We start from the raw sequence: 17,095 nt of genomic DNA, 5'->3' as shown, positions 1-17,095 counted from the left end.
GGGGGGCCCTTTATCATCCCCCCGGGGCGTGCCAAAAACGGGGGTTGGGGGGGGGGTGGGGGGGGCCCCCCCGCGGGGGGGGGGCGCCCGGTCGCCCCCGGGCCCCCCCACGCCGCTTCTTCGCAACCCCCTTGCGCCGGGGAGCCGTTCTAGTTTCGGGTCATCATCAGCTCGACGATGCTCGTGAGATCGTCCGACCCGTACCCCTCCGCCGTGCGCCGCACCATCAGCTCCTGGAGCGCGGTGAAGAAGACCGGGCGTACGCCCTGCTCCTCGGCGGCGGTGATGAGGTTGCCGAAACCGGCCGTCTGCATCCCGAGGTTCGAGACCACGTGCTGCGCGTGGTCACCCGTCTCGATCTGCTCCGCGAAGCGCGGGATGCTCGTCGCCATGGCCTCCAGCCAGGCGCTGAGCAGCGGAGCGAACTCCGCCGCCGGGACCCCGGCCGAGGAGGTCATCGCCAGGGCGTGCATCACCCCCATGAACTGGCCGTACATGCCGCTCAGCAGCGACACGTCGTACAGCGCCGCCAGCCCGGGGTCGGTGCCGACGAAGCGGGCCGCGCCGAGCCGTTCCAGGACCGGGAGGTACGCGTCGAACGCCTCGCGGGCGCCGCTGTAGACGAGGAACGCCTGCTCGGTGCCGATGCCCGGCGGGACGGCCATGATGCCGCCGTCGACGTAGGCGATGCCGTGCTCGTCCGCCCAGACGGCCATCCGCCGGGCCTGCTCGGGCGTGCCGTTGGTGAGGTTGACGAGCGTCCTGCCCTTGAGGGCGTCGGCCGCCGGCTCCAGCGTCTCCGCCACGGACGCGTAGTCCCAGATGCAGGCGATGACCAGCTCGCTCGCGCCCGCCGCCGCCACGACGTCGTCGGCGCGGACGGCGCCGAGGGCGACGAGCGGGTCGGCCTTCTCGGGGGTGCGGTTCCAGACGGTGGTCGGGTGGCCGTTGGTGAGGAAAGCGGTGGCCAGTGCCTTGCCCATGGCGCCGAGGCCGAGGACGGTGACGGGGGTGTCGCTCATGATGGGGCTGCTCCTGAAGAGGCGGGGGAGGTAGGTGTTCTCGGCTGCGCGCGCTCCTTCAGCCTCGTCCAGGCGGCGGTCCCGCTCAAGTACGCACAATAAGGTGGGTACTTACCCGGAGGTGGGGGCCCGTCGCCGACGGACCCCCACTCCTGGCTCACTGCGCCCCGATCGCCTCCAGCATGTCCAGCCGCGCCGCCCGCCGCGCCGGCCACGCCGCCGCCAGGATCCCGACCACCAGCGCCAGCAGCAGGAACACCCCGATCCGCTCCCACGGCACGACCATTTGGTACTGCGGGAACGAGGTCTTCAGCAGATGCCCGCCGGACCAGGCGAGGAAGAGGCCCAGCCCCACCCCGAGCACCGCGCCGAACATCGCGATCATCACGGACTCCAGCCGCACCATCTGCCTCACGCCCGAGCGCTCCAGCCCGACCGCCCGCAGCATTCCGATCTCCCGGGTCCGCTCGAAGACCGACATGGCGAGGGTGTTCACCACACCGATCACCGCGATCACGACGGCCACACCCAGCAACCCGTACATCAGGTACAGCACGTCGTCGATGTCGCCGGCGGCGGAGCGACGCAGGTCGTCGCGGCTGTCGATCTTGACGGCCGGGTTGCCGCCCAGGGCCTCCCTGATCCGCGCGCGCAGTCCGTCGCCCTTCCCCGGCGCGGCCTTGACCAGGACGTCCTGGTCGCGCACCCGGTCCAGGTGCGGATCGACGAAGGAGGGTGCGGCGAGGACGTCGCTCAGCACGTCGTTCTTCGTATGGACGGCGACGACGCGGGCCGTGGCGCGCTTCCCGTCGTAGAACGTCATGGGCAGCGACGAGCCGACCGTCAGGTGGCGTTTGCGAGCGTAATCCTCACTGACGGCCACGCGCGTGCCGCGCACGTCGGACAGCGAGCCCTTGAGGACCTTCAGGTCGGTGACCTTCCCGACCGCCGCCGGGCGGTCCGTGCCCCGGATCCCCGCCGGAGTGCCCGCCGACTCGAAACCGGTGACGCGGAGCGGGACCGCCGCCTCGACGCCCGGCAGCTTCGCCAGCGTCCGCGCGGTGGCGGGGTCCAGGCCCCGGCCGCCCGCGGTGCTCACCTGGTAGTCGGCCGTCAGATCCTGGTCGCCCATCCGGTCGATGCCCTGGTCGGCGGAGACCGCCGTCACGGTGAGGCCGGTGATCAGGGCCAGTCCGATCATCAGCGCCGAGGCGGTTGCGGCCGTACGCCGCGGGTTGCGCAGCGCGTTCCGTCGCGCGAGCCGGCCGCTCACTCCGGAGACGCGCTCCGCGATCCGCCCGAAGAGGTGGACGACCGGCTTGGACAGCAGCGGGGCCAGCACGATGACACCGGCCAGGGTGAGCACCGAACCCGCCATGGGGACGGTGAGGTCACGGGCGTTGTCGAGGGTGCTGACGTACAGCATCGTCGCGACGCCCGCGCCGGTGAGGAGGGCGCCGACGGAGTTGCGGACGACGAGGCTCCGGGTGCCGGCCGGCGCGTCCACGGCGGCGAGCGCCTCCACCGGTGCGATCCGCGCCGCCTTGCGGGACGGCAGCCAGGCGGACAGGACGGTCACCAGGAAGCCGACGCCGAGCGCGGACAGCGCCGATGTGGGGGTGACGACCAGCGGCCCGTCCGGGAGCTCCGCCCCGTTGGCGCCGAGCAGGGACCGCATGCCCACGGCCACGCCGAGGCCCAGGAGGAAGCCGGCCGCCGAGGCGATCAGGCCGAGCAGTCCGGCCTCGATCAGGACCGAGCGCACGACCTGGCGGCGCGAGGCGCCCACGGCCCGCAGCAGGGCGATCTCCCGGGTGCGCTGGGCGATGAGCATGGTGAAGGTGTTGGCCACGATGAAGATGCCGACGAACAGCGAGACCGCGGCGAAGACCAGGAACGTCTTGCGGATCGCGCCGGTCTGTTCGTCGATGGCCTTGGACTGCTCGGCCGCCAGCTCGGTGCCGCTCCTGGCCTGCGCGTCGGAGGGGAGGACGGCACGGACGCGGGCGGTCAGCGCGGAGGGGGCGGTGCCGGGGGCGGCGGTGACGACCAGTTCGTCGAACCGGCCCTTGACGCCGAGGAGCTCCTGGGCGGTGGCCGTGTCGAACAGGGCCAGGCTGCCGCCGGCGCCGACCCGGGGGTCGTCCGTCGTCACCGTGCCGACGAGCTTCTTGGTCATCACCGGCCCGTCCGCGGCCAGCCGTACGGTGCCGCCGAGCCGCGCGCCGGTCTTCTTCGCCGTCTTCGTGTCGAGCGCGACCTCCCCGGCGGCGGCCGGGCCGCGGCCCTCGACGATCGGGTAGCGGCGGTCCTTGCCGTCCGGCCCGGGCACGTAGTTGGCGCCCGTGCTGCCCCACTCGCTGCCGGCGGACTCGCTGTGGCGGTCGGCGACGATGACGGTGCCGCCGACCGAGGGCCGTACGGACGCGACGCCGGGCAGCGCGCGGATCCGGTCGGCCGTCCGGGCGCCGAGCCCGCCGGCCTCACCCGGGCCGCCGCCCGTCGAGGTCACGGAGACGGCGACGTCGTCGAGGCTGCGGGAGGTCTTGTCGCGGTACGCCTTGTTCACGGAGTCGCTGAAGACCAGCGTGCCGGAGACGAAGGCGGTGCCGAGGAGCACCGCGAGGGCGGTCATCAGCAGGCGCGTCCGGTGCGCGAGGAGGTTGCGCAGGGCGGTACGGAACACTGGTAGTCCTGGTCCTGGGGGTCTGGTCGGTTCTGGTGGGTTCCGGCTGCCGGGTGGGGCGCCGGTCGTCCGGGGGAGCGCCGGTTGTCCGGACGACGGGTGGGGTGGCGGTCGTCCGTCTGTCGGGAGGGGCGCCGGTCGTCCGGGCACGGGGCGGGGCAGTGGTCGTCCGGGGGCGTCCGGCCGCGGGTGGGCGGCTCGGTTGTCCGGCCGGCGGCGGGTGCCCGCGTCGGGGGCGCCGGGTGGTCAGCTCGTCCGGCCGCGGGCCTCGAAGGCCTTCATCCGGTCCAGCACCGCCGACGCGGTCGGCCGCGGCATCTCGTCCACGATCCGCCCGTCCGCGAGGAACAGCACCCGGTCCGCGTACGAGGCCGCCACCGGGTCGTGGGTGACCATGACCACCGTCTGGTCCAGGGCGCGCACCGACTCGCCCAGGAAACCCAGGAGTTCGGCGCCCGACCGCGAGTCCAGGTTGCCGGTGGGCTCGTCGGCGAAGACGAGCTCGGGGCGGGAGGTGAGCGCGCGGGCCACCGCGACGCGCTGCTGCTGGCCGCCGGAGAGCTGGCTGGGCCGGTGGGCGAGCCGCCCCGACAGCCCCAGGGCGTTGACGATCTCCCGGAGCCACTCCGGGTCGGGCCGCCGGCCCGCGATGTCCATCGGCAGGGTGATGTTCTCCAGCGCGGTCAGCGTCGGCAGCAGGTTGAACGCCTGGAAGACGAAGCCCACCTTGTCCCGGCGCAGCCGGGTCAACTGCCGGTCGCCGAGCGCGGACAACTCGGTGTCGCCGATCCGGACGGAGCCGGACGAGACGGTGTCCAGGCCGGCCATGCAGTGCATCAGCGTCGACTTGCCCGAACCCGACGGACCCATGATCGCGGTGAACTCGGCCCGGCGGAACTCGACGTCGACCGCGTCCAGCGCGGTCACCCGGGTCTCCCCCTCGCCGTAGACCTTGCTCAGGCCGGTGGCGCGGGCCACGACGGCTCCGACGGCTCCGGTGCGGGGGGTGGTCGGGGCGGCCGTGGGGGACAAGGGGGCTCCTCAGGGACGGGACTGCCGATTCCCGGGGATCCGGTCGGGTCCGGTCGGGGACGCGGACCGTGCGGGGCGGAATCGGACGGGGGGAAGGGACCCGTCCAGTCTCCAGGCCGGAGACCGGCCGGGCGTCAGCCGCAGGACCGGAATGCGGCATCACACTTTCGGGAGGAGCGGGGCCCGGCGCGTAGTCCTTGAGACGGACACGGTCATCCTGGGGGCGCACGGCGCGGGGAGCGGCCGGTGCGCCTGGTTCACGGGGGCGAATACGGCTGTGTCCGGTCGGTCCGTCAGCCTTTCACCGCCCCGCCCAGGGCGAAGCCGCCGCCGAGCCGGCGGGAGACGAGGGCGTAGAGCAGGACGACGGGCGTCGAGTAGAGGACCGAGAACGCCGCCAGCTCCCCGTAGGCCACCTGCCCGTGGCTGCCGAAGAAGGTGAAGACGGTGACCGACGCCGGCAGCCGGTCCGGCGACAGCAGGAGCAGGAACGGGACGAAGAAGTTGCCCCACATCAGCGCGAAACAGTAGACGGCCACGACGGCCGTGCCCGGCCCCATGAGCGGCAGGACGATCCGCACCAGCGTCGTGAACCGGCCCGCGCCGTCCGTCCACGCCGCCTCCTCCAACGACGTCGGGACCTCGTCCATGAAGTTCTTCATCAGCCAGACGGCGAACGGCAGTTGGGCGGCGGCCAGAAAGAGGATCGTGCCGGACATCGTGTCGATGAGGTTGATCCGGACGAAGAGCCCGTACACCGGCACCATGATCGCGGTGATCGGGAGGCAGGTCGTGAACAGGATCGTCAGCAGGTAGGAGCGGGCGAAACGGGACCGGAAGCGGGACAGCGGGTACGCGGCGAGGGCCGCGCAGGCCACCGTGACGGCGGTGGCGCCGCCGCACAGCAGCAGACTGTTGAGCATCGGGGTGAAGGTGATCTCGTCCGTCAGCACGGCCGAGAAGTTGCCGGCCGTCGGCGCCTCCGGAACCCGTACGTTCAGCCCGGCCTCGGGATCCACGGAGGCCAGTGCCAGCCAGAGCAGGGGGACGGCGAAGGCCGCGGCCACGACGAGCAGCGCCGCGTCCGCGGCCAGCCGGTGTCTCGTGCGGCGCGTGAGGCGGAGGCGGGCGAGACGGGAACGGGCGAGGCGCGAGTGAGTGAGGCGGGGGCGGGCGAGGCGTGAGCGGGTGAGATGGGGGCGCGAAACGGAGAGCGGGCGCATGACGACCTCCGAGCGCGCCGGGCGCCCGCCACCGCGCTCCGCGCGCACTCGCGCCGAGTGGGCGAGGCGGGCGCGGTCGGCCGCGGACGCGGCCGGCGCGGACCGTGGCGATGGGTGCCCGGCGCGGGCGCGTGCTCGGAGGATAGCGGGCAGGCGGCGGGGCGGACAGGGCGCGGAGCCGTGCGGGGCCCAGGCCCACAGGGCAGGGAGGAGGGCCCGGCCCGGGTGAGGGGCGGCGGGCCCGTCGCCCGTACGGCGGGCCCGCGGCGCGCGGGTGGGGACCCGTCCCCTGCCCGGCCGGCTCCGGCCCGACGGCCCCCGGCCCCGCTTCGGCTCCTCGGATCCGCTCCTCGGACCGGCTCTCCCCAAACCGTCTCCCCAGACCGGCTCTCCTCAGGCCGGCTCTCCTCAGGCCGGCTCGTCAGGTCTGCGGCGGTGTCGCGTAGACCTGGGACGCGAACGCGTGGACCTGGTTCTCGGGGAGGTTGCGGGCGACGTCCGCCTCACTGATCATGCCGACCAGCTTCTTGTTCTCGATCACCGGCAGCCGGCGGACGTGGTGGGTGCCCATCTCCCGCACCACCTCCTCGACACTGGCGTTCGCGTCGACCCAGCGGGGCGTGCCCTGGACCAGGTCGGCGGCGGTGCACCGGGACGGGTCGTGGCCCTCGGCCACGCACTTCACCACGATGTCCCGGTCGGTGATGATGCCGCACAGGCGCTCGTTGTCGTCACTGACGGGAAGCGCGCCGACGTGCAGGTCGCGCATCCGCCGGGCGGCGTTCAGCAGCGTCTCCGTCTTGGGAATCCACTGCGCGCCCTCGTGCATGATGTCCTTGGCGGTGGTCATGGTGGTACCTCCTGACTGCGCCTTCGTGGTCTCCCCCTCGCGCGTGCCCCGCCCGGGCGCCGTGACGGGCGCCGTGACGCGTGCCGCGGGGCGCGCCGCGTCGTACTTCCCTCCGGCCCCCTCGTCCCATGGTCGCGCGGTCACCGCCGGGGCGCACGCGGGCGGCGCGCGCCGTACCGGGCGTCCGCCCGGGGCCGGTGCCAGACTGGGAACGGGGCAGAAGACGGGAAGACGCCGCGCGCGGCGCGAGGCCCGCGGTACGAGGAGAGACGGGGTTCACGGCCATGCTCACCACCGATTTCGTCACCGGCTCGCCCACCTGGCTCGACCTGGGAAGCCCGGACATCGGACGGGCCGCCGACTTCTACGGCACGGTCTTCGGATGGGACTTCCGGTCGGCCGGGCCCGAGGCGGGCGGTTACGGCTTCTTCCGACGCGACGGCGCCACCGTCGCGGCCGTCGGCCCCCTCACCGAGGAGGGTGCCTCCTCGGCCTGGACGGTCTACTTCCGGACGCCGGACGCCGACGCCACCGCCAAGTCCGTCGAGCAGGGCGGCGGCACCGTGCGGGTGGCGCCCTTCGACGTGATGGACGCCGGGCGGATGGCCTGCTTCACCGACCCGGGCGGCGCCGAGTTCGCCGTCTGGCAGCCGGCGCGCGTCGCCGGGCTGGAGCGCGCCTCGGAAGAGAACGCGCTGTGCTGGACCGAGTTGCACGTGGCCGACCCGACCGCGGCGTACGCCTTCTACCGGGGCGTCTTCGGGTGGCGGGTCACGGACATGGAAGTCCCGGGGATGGTCTACAAGGTGCTCTCCACGGCGGAGGGCGACCAGCGAGCCGCGTCCTTCGGCGGCGTGGCCCCCCTCCAGGAGGGCGACCCGCCGCGCTGGGTCCCCTACTTCGCCGTCACGGACCCGGACGCGGTGGTCACGGCGGCGGAGGGCGGCGGCGGCTCGGTCCTCATGCCGGCCGCCGACGTGGCCGGAGTCGGCCGGATCGCCTGGCTCGCCGACCCGTTCGAGGCGCCCTTCGCCATCATCCGCCCGGACCAGCCGGCCGCGGCCGCCTGACCTGACGGGGCGGCGCCTAGGGCCGGCGCCGTGCCCGTCCCTCGGCGCTCTGCGAATGCGCCGACGACGTCCCCGGACGCGTCGGCGACTCTCCGGCGGCCACGGGCCCGCGGCGGTGGGGCGCGGCGGGCCCGAGGCGGTTTCACACCGGGCGGGTGGGGGTGGCCGGTATCTGAGGCCCGGTGCGGGTATGCACAAACAAACAACAGCAGTTAGTTTTTGCTCAATTTTTGCGCTTGGGATAGGCGGCGTCGCCGTGGCTGACGCCCTTCGCCGGTCGGTGTGGGAGTGGCGTTCGCTCGCCCGCCCGCAAAGGTCTGCCTGTGCCGCCTCGACATGAACTCCGGTGCGGCGCAAGGGAAGGCGACCGACGGCTCCTCGGAAGGGTCGTCACCACTTCGAGTGGATTGGGTTTTCAGTCGGAGATCGTACGGCTAGCGTGACAATCGACGGAAAGAGGCCCCGAAGTGGGCGCGTAACCCCGATCGTGGCAACTGCCGCCGTATGAGCTCCGCCCATTGTCGCCATTTCCCGTCGAATGAAGACCGCATCTTCCCCTCCCGGTGACAGGTGGATCACTCATTGTGGAGTGACCGAAGGGTTCGATCACCCCCGTAGGCCGAACCCTGGGCCCCATGATGCAGGAGAGATGCGATCATTACTTCGGGGAACTTTTCCTCGGAAAAACTGTCCAATGAAAGCGGCTTCCTCTGTGGAGGAGGCCGTGGTAAGGGGGGAGCGCGTGGACAAAGGAGCGCTTCAACAGCTTTTGCGTGAGCGGCGGGCGGCTATCGCCCCGGAAGAGTACGGTTTGAGCAGGCCTTCGCGACAGGGGAGGCGGGCCCCCGGGCTCAGTCAGTCGCAGATGGACCAACTGTTGCACCGCACTCACGGTACGTACAACCGTTTGGAAGCGGGTAAGTATCCGCATCCTCCCGAGGAGTTATTGCGGGACGTGGCCCGACTGCTCGCGTTCAACGAGCACGAGTGGACCCTGCTCTGGCTCTACACGATGCACCGCGATCCCCCCACCCCCCTCCACCCGACGTCGGGAACCGAGGTCCGCGGGGCTTGGGGAACCGTGGTGCAGAGCATCTCCCACATGGCGTATATCAGCGATCAGAGCTGGCGTGTGGTCACCTATAACGACGCTTTCGCCGCCATGTTTCCGGGGCGAAAGGTCTGCGCCAATACGATGCGCTGGATGGTGCTCGACCCGTCGGCACGCGATGTCCTGATGGGCTGGGAGGACCACTGGTTGCCTATGGCCCTGCCGCAAATGCGAGCGGCCGTCGCCGCCTTGCCGCACGACGAGCATCTCGCCGAGCTGGAGGCGGACATTCTCGCCGACCCCATTGCCGGGCCGCTCTACCGGGCCGGCGGCGGAGGGGCGTTCGCCCACCCCGACGGCGACGAGCGGCCCCTCAACCACTCGGAACTCGGCAAGGGTTGGGTCACGCTCTGCGCGGCGGAACCGCTGTCCCATCCCCGCGTCCGTCTGATGGTGATGATTTTTCAGCCGGGTGAGCAGCGCCGCCTGGGTCCGCCGAACCTTCTGCGGGCCCCATGAGCGAGAACTCCTCCCCGAATGCGGGCGACTTAGCGTCTCCGCCTTTCCGGCCAGTTCCCCACCCGACCCCTTCGTGGAGGATCCGTTGTCCGCATATGTTGCGCGCCCCGCCATAGCCCTGCCCGAACACGTCGTCACGACGGAGGAAATCTGCGACGACATCGAGCGTCAGCACCGGGGAGACGCCCGGCTGGCGACATATCTGAGGGTCGCCAGAGCCTCGGGGGTGAGCAGCCGCCGATTCACCCGGCCACTCGACTCCCCGACGGTATCCGGTTCTGCCGGGATCAAGGAGCGGAACCTGGTCGCCTTCGACGACTGTGCCCGTCTGGCCGTCGAGGCGGCCCACGCGGCCCTGAGCCACGCCGGCCTGCGCCCCTCGGACATCGACTCCGTCATCACCAGCCACACCACGTCCTGGACTACGCCAGGGCTTGACGTTCACCTGGCCAACGCGCTGGGTCTGCGCCCGGACGTCCGTCGGACGCCGATGGCCTCCCTCGGCTGCGGTGGCGGTGCCCAGGCGCTGGCTCGTGCCGCCGACGAGGTCGCGGCCCGCCCGGGGAGTCGCGTTCTGGTCGTCGCCGCCGAAACGCTGAGTACCGTCTACCGCCACGAAGACACCGGCCTCGGCTCAATGATCTACAAAGCGCTGTTCGGTGACGGTGCGGGGGCCTGCGTCGTCACCGGCGAGCAGCGGACCCCTGGGTTCCGGGTCGACGGTAGCTGGGAGTACCTGCTGCCGGACAGCCTTGACCGCTACTGGTGCCGTGTCGACGAGCTGGGTCTGCACTTCGATTCCACCCGCAAGGCCGTGGGAGCGGCGGGGGAGGTCATGCCGGAGCTGCGCGGCTGGCTGGAGAACGTCGGCTTCACCGCACCCCCGGAATGGGCAGTCGTCCACACCGGCGGGCCGAGGATCCTCGAGGACATCACCGAACGGCTCGGAGTCGACGAGAAGGTCCTGCGCCATTCCTGGCGCAGCATGGAAAGCAGCGGGAACCTCGGCGGAGTCTCCGTTCTGGACGTTCTCGCCCGCACCTACGAGGAACCGCCGAGCCCGGAAGCCCCCGGGGTCCTGGTCGCTTTCGGTCCGGGATTCTTCGCCACCGCCTGCCACGGCGTGTGGGTCCCGTGAGCCGGCCGTTCCCTCGCACTCGTGCGAACGGGCCGGAAAGAAGCGGGTCGGACTGTGGTCGGTCGCCGGCCGGGTGGTCGGCAGCGCCGTGTGCCGGGGTGCGCCGACGGGCCGGAAAAGCAATTGGTACAACAGGATCCCGGGAGCTCCGACGGGTTCGCTGACGGATACGGTGAGCGATCCGGGGCCCAGTTCGGTGTGGTGCAGTGGGCGTTCGGCGCCGTCCGGGCTGGCGTGACCCGGCGGAATGCTGCGGAAGAATTCCCGCGTCCGCGGATCGGCCACGCACCGCTGGGCGAGGGCGCGCAGCGTCCTGTTGTCCGGGTTGCGTGCCAGTGCGACCCGGAGTTGGGGGGCTACGAGCGGGGCCCAGCAGGTCTCCCAGTCTCCGAGGATGCCGCCGCGGGCCTCTTCGTCGAACAACATCCAGTCCATGGTGTTCCGCGGGGCGCGGCGACCGGGAAAGATGGCGGCGAACGCCTCGTTGTAGGCCAGTACATTCCACTCGGGATCGCACAGGTAGGCAATGCCGGAGAAGGCGTGCATGATGCGCAGCCAGTGCTCCGGGACGGTCACCCGGGGATTCCTGACGAGCGGATAAGGGGGCTGCTCGCCGCGGGCGTAACCGTAGAGGACGATCCATTCCTGCTCGGTGAGGCGGAGGATGGTGGCCACGTCACGCAGGTACTCGGGTGTCGGGCTGTCCAATACACCGCGTTCCAGCTTTCCGTAGGTTCCGGGTGCCCGGAGGAGTAACTGGTCCATGTGCGCCTGTGTCAGCCCGGGAGACTTGCGGCCCCGCGGGTCCAGCCGTATGAGGCCCAGACTCTCGGGGTTGATCGCCGCCCGGCGCTCCGTGAGCATCTGGCGCAGCACCTCCGCATCCAATGGACAACTCCCTTCCTACACCCGGAACCCCCGTTTTTCGAGGTGCAGTCGGCACCTGGAAAGACCACTCGCGCCCCGATGATAGGGCCGGTGAAGAGTGGGCCCGGTGGCGGGGCGTGGAAAGGGGTGGTGGGCGGGCGGGGGGTGTCGTCGGCTGGGGAGTGCGCCGTGGCGGGGGCTGGGGGCCCGGCGGGGCGGATGTGGTCCGGTGCCGGGGGCTGCTTCACTCTTCGCGCAGCAAGCGCAGGTACACCACCGAGAACAGTCCTCCGACGAGCAGCAGGAGCAGCGCGACCGCCGCCCCGTACCCGATCAGGGACTTGAGGAAGGCCTGGTCGTACATGAAGACGGGGAGTGTCTCGCTCCGGTGGGCGGGGCCGCCCCGGGTCATGGCCCAGATGAGGCCGAAAACCGACAGTGTTTGCAGGGTGTTGAGCATGAGGTTGGTGCCGATGGTGCGGCGGAGCATGGGGAGGGTGATGTAGAGGAAGCGGCGGTGGCCCACGGCGCCGTCGACGAGGGCGGCCTCCGTCACGTCCTGGGGGATGGAGTCGAGCGCGGCGGAGTACACCAGCAGGGAGAAGGCGGTGCCGCGCCAGACGTTGGCGAAGGAGACGGCCAGGATGGGCAGGGTGAACAGCCAGTTCTGCGGCGGGAGATGGAGGTGGACGAGGATGGTGTTGAGCGTTCCGCGCCGGTGGAAGAAGGTGTAGAGGAGGAACCCCGCCACGATCTCCGGAACCACCCAGGCGGCGACCACGATCGCCCCGGTGACCGTGCGGACCGGCCGCGACGCGTGCCGCATCAGGGCGGCGAGCGCGAACCCCAGGGTGTTCTGGCCGACGAGGGACGACAGGACCGTGAAGAGGAGGGTGAGGACGACCGCGTTGCGGAAGTTCTCGTCCGCGAGGGCGTGCCGGAAGTTGTCCGGTCCGACCCAGGAGGACGATGCCTGGCCGGTGAGCCGGGTGTCGGTGAAGGCGATCCCGACGCACCAGACGACCGGGCCGGCCAGGAAGAGCAGCAGCAGGACGGTGGCGGGCGCGAGGGGCAGCCAGCGGGCGAGCGCGGGGCGGCGTCGGGCGGTCACCGGTCGGTTCCGGCCGAGTGGGCGTCGGGCGGTCATCGGTCCGATCCGGCCGTGTGGGCGGCGGGCGGTCATCGGTCGGCTCCGGCCGTGTGGGCGGCGGGCGTCCGGTACCCGGGTGTGTGGATCGCGAGCGGGTCTGCCTTGGCCATGTCCGCCGTGGCTCTGTCGCCTGTGGCTTCGTCGCCTGTCGCCCTGTCGTCTTTTGCCGTGTCGGCGAAGGACCGGAGCTCCTCGTCGTAGTCCCGTGCCGCCCGGGCCGGGGAAGCGGTGTCCGTGGCGACCGCCTCCATCGCCTCCTGCAACGCCGAGGAGACCTGCGGGTAGATCGGCAGGGCCGGGCGGTGGCGGGTGACCGCGACCAGGCCGGTGAAGAAGTCGATGCCCGGTACGTACGTCCGGTACCGCTCGTCGGCGGCCACGTCGTCCCGGACGGCGATCTGCCCGTCGCGGACGGTCCAGTCGAGCGCGCTCGACCGGGTCTGGAGGGTTTCGACCACCTGCCAGGCCAGGTCGGCCTTCCGGGAGCGGGCGGCGACGGCCCAGGCCCAGCCGCCGGAGAGGCTGACCCGGCCGGGTGCCGCACCGTGCCGGGTGGGGAAGGCGGTCCACCCCAGCACCTTCGACCAGGCGGGCCACGGGCGGCTGCCGTCCGGTTGCCAGTTCTTGCCGAGCCAGTTGCCGTCCAGCGCGATGGCGAGCTTTCCCTTGGGCAGCCACTCGGCGGTGACGCGGGTGCCGACGTTGGGGTCCAGGGCGTCGGTCGGGTCCGGCCCGAGCTTCTCGGCGTAGACGGTGTGGACGAACTCCAGCGCGTCCACGAACCCCTTGCGGCCCGTCAGCCACTTCTTGCGTGCCGGGTCGTACAGCGGGTCCCGTCCCGTGCCGTAGAGCAGCATCTCGAATCCCTGCATGGCCGCTGCCTCGCCCGGGCCCTTGCCGGTGTAGAGGTGGAACGGGATCACGCCGGGGACCCGGTCCCGGACGGCCCGGGCCGCGTCCAGCACGTCGTCCCAACCGCGCGGGTGCCAGTCGGCCGGCAGGCCGGCCCGCGCGAAGATCTCCTTGTTGAACCACAGCCCCCGGGTGTCCGTCCCGTCCGGCACCCCGTACGTCCTGCCGTCCTCCGCTTTCACCAGCGCCTTCGCGGCCGGGAGGTACCGCTTCCAGTCCTGCCAGTCGGCCAGCTTGTCGTCCAGCGGTCTCAGGTAGCCGGACGCGACGTCCGACTCGATGAGGGAGGTGTCCTCACGGACGAGGTCAGGCGCGGTCCGGGGGGAACGCATCATCTGCTGCACTTTGACGGCGTAGTCGTCCTGGGCGGCCTGCACGGGGACGAGTTGAAGTTTCCGGCCCGGGTGCTCGCGCTCGAAGCGCCGCTTCACGCCGGCCAGGTAGTCGTCCAGGATCCGGTACTTGTTGTCGGTGCTCCGCTGGTAGACGACCCGGACCGTGTCGGGGTCGCCGCCCGGGTCCCCGCAGGCGGTGAGCGGGCCGGTGAGCGCCGCGACGGTCAGCAGGGTGGCGAGGAGCGCGGGGCGTCCGGGGCGTGCCGGGCGTACGGGACGCCCGGGGCGTACGGGTTCTACGCGAGTGGTGGGACGCAGGGGACCGGTGGAGCGCACGGGCACGACCTCCTACGGGCCGGAGCCTGAGGCCCGCCGCGGGCCCGGCGGCTCGGTGGCACCCGGTAACGTTCCCTGTCCGCGGCTCGGGTACGCGCGAGCCGGGGCGGGGCCGGCGCCGGTGACGCCGTCGGCCGGCCGGCCCTCAGCCGCCGCGCAGCCACCGGTAGCGCAGCTCCGGGCGGCCGACCTGCCCGTACAGCGGCGTCCGTGCCGCGCGGCCGGTGGCGACCAGGTGTTCCAGGTAACGGCGGGCCGTGATCCGGGAGATGCCCACCGCCCCGCCGGCCGCCGTGGCGGAGACGCCGTCCGGGCCCGCCCCGCGCAGGGTGTCGGTGATCGCCGCCAAGGTGTCCGTGCTCAGCCCCTTGGGCAGGACGGCGGGGCGGGGGACGCGCAGGGTGCCGAGCGCGCGGTCCACCTCCTCCTGGCCGCTCGCCTCGCCGGCGACGGACCGGAACTCGGCGTATCGCACCAGCCGGTCGCGGAGCGTGGTGAAGGTGAACGGCTTGAGCACGTACTGCACGACGCCCAGCGACACGCCCTCCCGGACCACCGCCAGGTCGCGGGCCGAGGTGACGGCGATGACGTCGGCGGTGTGCCCGGCGGAGCGCAGGGAGCGCAGCAGCCGCAGCCCGTGGCCGTCCGGGAGGCAGAGGTCGAGCAGCAGCAGGTCGGCGGGGGAGCGCTTGAGGAACTGCGAGGCGCCGCCCACCGAATGCGCCACCCCGGCCACCGCGAAACCCGGGACCCGCCGGACGTAGAGCGCGTGGGCGTCGGCGGCGACCGGGTCGTCCTCCACGACGAGGACGCGGATCGGCGGCGCGGGGGTGGGCGGCGCGGGCGGCGTCACGGCCGTTCACCGGGCCCGCCCGGCGGGCCGGCGGCGGGTTCGGCCGGGCGCCGCGCGGCGCACCCGTGGAGCTGTACCGCGGTGGGCCCGTCCGGCCGCTCCCCGGTCGTCCCCTCCGGTCGCCCCGCCGCCTCCCGTAGCGGCAGCCGGACCGTGAACTCCGCGCCTCCCGACGGCGCCCGGCCCACCTCCACCGTCCCCCCGTTGCGTACCGCCGCCTGGCGGACCAAGGCGAGGCCGAGACCGTGGCCGTGCGCCGCGCCGCCGGTCCCCTTGGTGGACCAGCCGCGGCGGAAGACCTCGTCGACCGTGCCCGGAGGCAGGCCCGGGCCGGTGTCGGTGACGCGCAGGAGCAGGTCGGCGCCGTCCGGGCGGATGGTGACGGTGACCCGGGCGGTGCCGGCGGGAAGGCCGGCGCCGGGGCGTGGGCCGGCCGCGTCGACCGCGTTGTCGATGAGGTTGCCGAGGACGGTGACCAGGTCGCGGGTGGGGAGGTCGGGCGGCAGCAGGCCGTCGTCCACGTGGCTGTCGGGGGAGAGGAGCAGTTCGACGCCGTGTTCGTTGGCGTGGGCGGCCTTGCCGAGCAGGAGCGCGGCCAGGACCGGTTCGGCGACTGCGGCGACCACCTGGTCGGTGAGGGCCTGGGCGAGTTCGAGTTCGGCGGTGGCGAAGCCGATGGCCTCCTCCGCGCGGCCGAGTTCGATCAGCGAGACGACGGTGTGCAGCCGGTTGGCGGCTTCGTGCGCCTGCGAGCGCAGCGCCTCGGCGAAGCCGCGGACGGAGTCCAGCTCGCCACTGAGGGCCTGGAGTTCGGTGTGGTCCCGGAGGGTGACGACGGTGCCGCGGTGCTGGCCGCCGGTGACCGGCGAGGTGTTGACGACCAGCGTCCGGTGGGCGGTCAGGTGCAGCTCGTCGACGCGCGGCTCGGGGGCCAGCAGGGCCTCGGTCAGCGACCGGGGCAGGCCGAGGCCGGTGACGTGCCGGCCGACGGCGTCCGTGTCGCGGAGTCCGAGCAACTCCCGGCCCCCGTCGTTGACGAGGGCCACCCTGCGCTGCCCGTCCAGCATCAGCAGCCCCTCGCGAACCGCGTGCAGTGCGGCCTCGTGGTAGTCGTGCATCCGGGCCAGTTCAGTGGCGTTCATGCCGTGGGTGTGCCGCCGCAGCCGCCGGTTGAGGACGTACGTCCCGGCGCCGCCGAGCGCGAGGACGGCCGTGGCGAAGGCGAGGAGGGCGACGACCTGGCGGCGGTGGCGCGCGCTGATCGCGTCGACGGTGATCCCTGCGCTGACCAGGGCGGTGACCCGGCCGTGCCGGTCCCGTACGGGGGCGACGGCGCGGACGGACGGGCCGAGGGTGCCGGTGTACGTCTCCGCGAACACCCGTCCCTCCAGTGCCGGTCCGGTGTGTCCGAGGAAGCGCTCGCCGATCCTGGCCGGGTCGGGATGGGTCCAGCGCGTTCCTCGTGGGCTCATGATGGTCACGAAGTCCACGCCCGTGTCGTGCCGCACCCGCTCCGCGTAGGGCTGGAGTTCGCGCGAGGGGTCCGCCGATCCGGCCGCCGCGGCGACGGCGGGGGACGCGGCGACCGCCGTCGCCGTCGCGGTCACCTGCCGGCGCGCCGCCTTCTCGGCCTCCGCGCGGTCGGAGATCCAGGCGAACGCGGCACACCCCGCCACCACCGCGGCCACCAGCACGATCTGCACGGCGAAGAGCCGGCCGGCGAGGCTGCGGGAACGTATGCGAGGTGTGCGCATGGCCGACAGTGTGCACCGCCGCCCATTCGTGAACGTAATGCACGCAAGGGTGACCGCCGTCACAGCGGCGTGCATAGTCTGCGGGACCCCCTTCCCCGTGGGCCGACCTCGCCGAACGGACGGGCGGGGCCGGTCCACCAGGAGCCGCGACGACGAGGAGCCCCACGTGACAGGCGTGACGCCGACGCCACCCCCCACCCCGCCGGGACGGTCGGGACCACCGGGACGGCCGGGACGATCAGGACCGCCGGGACGGACGGAGCAGCCGGCCGGGAAACGCGACCGGACCCACTACCT

Annotated in this window: 12 protein-coding genes and 1 pseudogene; 3 read left to right on the top strand and 10 right to left on the bottom strand. The window is 72.5% G+C overall.

The annotated features are described in order from the left end of the window. Positions 1-149: 149 nt before the first annotated feature. From ACZ6X9_RS01595 to ACZ6X9_RS01575, 5 genes are all read right to left on the bottom strand, one after another. Positions 150-1,022 carry an NAD(P)-dependent oxidoreductase gene (locus ACZ6X9_RS01595; protein ID WP_469775911.1) on the bottom strand — a complete coding sequence of 291 codons (873 nt, stop codon included), beginning with the start codon at positions 1,020-1,022 and terminating at the stop codon, positions 150-152. Positions 1,023-1,179: 157 nt separating this feature from the next. Further along, positions 1,180-3,708 carry an ABC transporter permease gene (locus tag ACZ6X9_RS01590; RefSeq protein WP_469775910.1) on the bottom strand — a complete coding sequence of 843 codons (2,529 nt, stop codon included), beginning with the start codon at positions 3,706-3,708 and terminating at the stop codon, positions 1,180-1,182. A gap of 246 nt (positions 3,709-3,954) precedes the next feature. Next, positions 3,955-4,740, bottom strand: coding sequence for an ABC transporter ATP-binding protein (locus ACZ6X9_RS01585; protein ID WP_469775909.1), 786 nt, complete (start codon positions 4,738-4,740; stop codon positions 3,955-3,957). Between the two features lie 293 nt (positions 4,741-5,033). Beyond that, a complete protein-coding gene (locus tag ACZ6X9_RS01580; RefSeq protein WP_469775908.1) occupies positions 5,034-5,963 on the bottom strand; it encodes a carbohydrate ABC transporter permease in 930 nt (309 codons plus the stop codon). Between the two features lie 421 nt (positions 5,964-6,384). Beyond that, positions 6,385-6,813: a CBS domain-containing protein gene (locus tag ACZ6X9_RS01575; protein ID WP_469775907.1), complete on the bottom strand. Its 429-nt coding sequence runs from the start codon at positions 6,811-6,813 to the stop codon at positions 6,385-6,387. Positions 6,814-7,097: 284 nt separating this feature from the next. Between ACZ6X9_RS01575 and ACZ6X9_RS01570 the strand changes: the two genes are divergently transcribed. From ACZ6X9_RS01570 to ACZ6X9_RS01560, 3 genes are all read left to right on the top strand, one after another. Next, complete coding sequence (locus ACZ6X9_RS01570) at positions 7,098-7,883, top strand: VOC family protein (protein WP_469775906.1); 786 nt, start codon at positions 7,098-7,100, stop codon at positions 7,881-7,883. A gap of 538 nt (positions 7,884-8,421) precedes the next feature. Continuing rightward, positions 8,422-9,453 (top strand): MmyB family transcriptional regulator, encoded by a 1,032-nt coding sequence (locus tag ACZ6X9_RS01565; RefSeq protein ID WP_469775905.1) that lies wholly within the window; start codon positions 8,422-8,424, stop codon positions 9,451-9,453. Between the two features lie 85 nt (positions 9,454-9,538). After that, positions 9,539-10,591: a type III polyketide synthase gene (locus ACZ6X9_RS01560; protein ID WP_469775904.1), complete on the top strand. Its 1,053-nt coding sequence runs from the start codon at positions 9,539-9,541 to the stop codon at positions 10,589-10,591. A 126-nt stretch (positions 10,592-10,717) separates the two neighbouring features. Here ACZ6X9_RS01560 and ACZ6X9_RS01555 read toward each other — a convergent pair. From ACZ6X9_RS01555 to ACZ6X9_RS01535, 5 genes and pseudogenes are all read right to left on the bottom strand, one after another. Then, positions 10,718-11,356: pseudogene (locus tag ACZ6X9_RS01555) on the bottom strand (MmyB family transcriptional regulator); the annotation flags it as partial. 346 nt (positions 11,357-11,702) lie between these two features. Continuing rightward, entirely contained in the window at positions 11,703-12,641 is a 939-nt protein-coding gene (locus ACZ6X9_RS01550; protein ID WP_469775903.1) for a carbohydrate ABC transporter permease, read from the bottom strand. Then, positions 12,638-14,086 (bottom strand): extracellular solute-binding protein, encoded by a 1,449-nt coding sequence (locus ACZ6X9_RS01545; protein ID WP_469776613.1) that lies wholly within the window; start codon positions 14,084-14,086, stop codon positions 12,638-12,640. The genes ACZ6X9_RS01550 and ACZ6X9_RS01545 overlap by 4 nt, the downstream gene beginning before the upstream one ends. Positions 14,087-14,336: 250 nt before the next feature. After that, positions 14,337-15,044 carry a response regulator gene (locus ACZ6X9_RS01540; RefSeq protein ID WP_469775902.1) on the bottom strand — a complete coding sequence of 236 codons (708 nt, stop codon included), beginning with the start codon at positions 15,042-15,044 and terminating at the stop codon, positions 14,337-14,339. Beyond that, positions 15,041-16,798 (bottom strand): sensor histidine kinase, encoded by a 1,758-nt coding sequence (locus ACZ6X9_RS01535; RefSeq protein WP_469775901.1) that lies wholly within the window; start codon positions 16,796-16,798, stop codon positions 15,041-15,043. Before ACZ6X9_RS01535 ends, ACZ6X9_RS01540 begins: the two co-directional genes overlap by 4 nt. Positions 16,799-17,095: the final 297 nt, after the last annotated feature.

This window comes from Streptomyces sp. NPDC052910, assembly GCF_055585605.1.
This window is presented reverse-complemented; position numbering and strand designations above follow the sequence as displayed.

Bases quoted from the DNA above. Each gene is read 5' to 3' on its own strand.
- ACZ6X9_RS01595 (WP_469775911.1), bottom strand. From the start codon at position 1,022: ATGAGCGACACCCCCGTCACCGTCCTCGGCCTCGGCGCCATGGGCAAG.
- ACZ6X9_RS01580 (WP_469775908.1), bottom strand. From the start codon at position 5,963: ATGCGCCCGCTCTCCGTTTCGCGCCCCCATCTCACCCGCTCACGCCTC.
- ACZ6X9_RS01575 (WP_469775907.1), bottom strand. From the start codon at position 6,813: ATGACCACCGCCAAGGACATCATGCACGAGGGCGCGCAGTGGATTCCC.
- ACZ6X9_RS01570 (WP_469775906.1), top strand. From the start codon at position 7,098: ATGCTCACCACCGATTTCGTCACCGGCTCGCCCACCTGGCTCGACCTG.
- ACZ6X9_RS01565 (WP_469775905.1), top strand. From the start codon at position 8,422: ATGAAGACCGCATCTTCCCCTCCCGGTGACAGGTGGATCACTCATTGT.
- ACZ6X9_RS01550 (WP_469775903.1), bottom strand. From the start codon at position 12,641: ATGACCGCCCGCCGCCCACACGGCCGGATCGGACCGATGACCGCCCGA.
- ACZ6X9_RS01535 (WP_469775901.1), bottom strand. From the start codon at position 16,798: ATGCGCACACCTCGCATACGTTCCCGCAGCCTCGCCGGCCGGCTCTTC.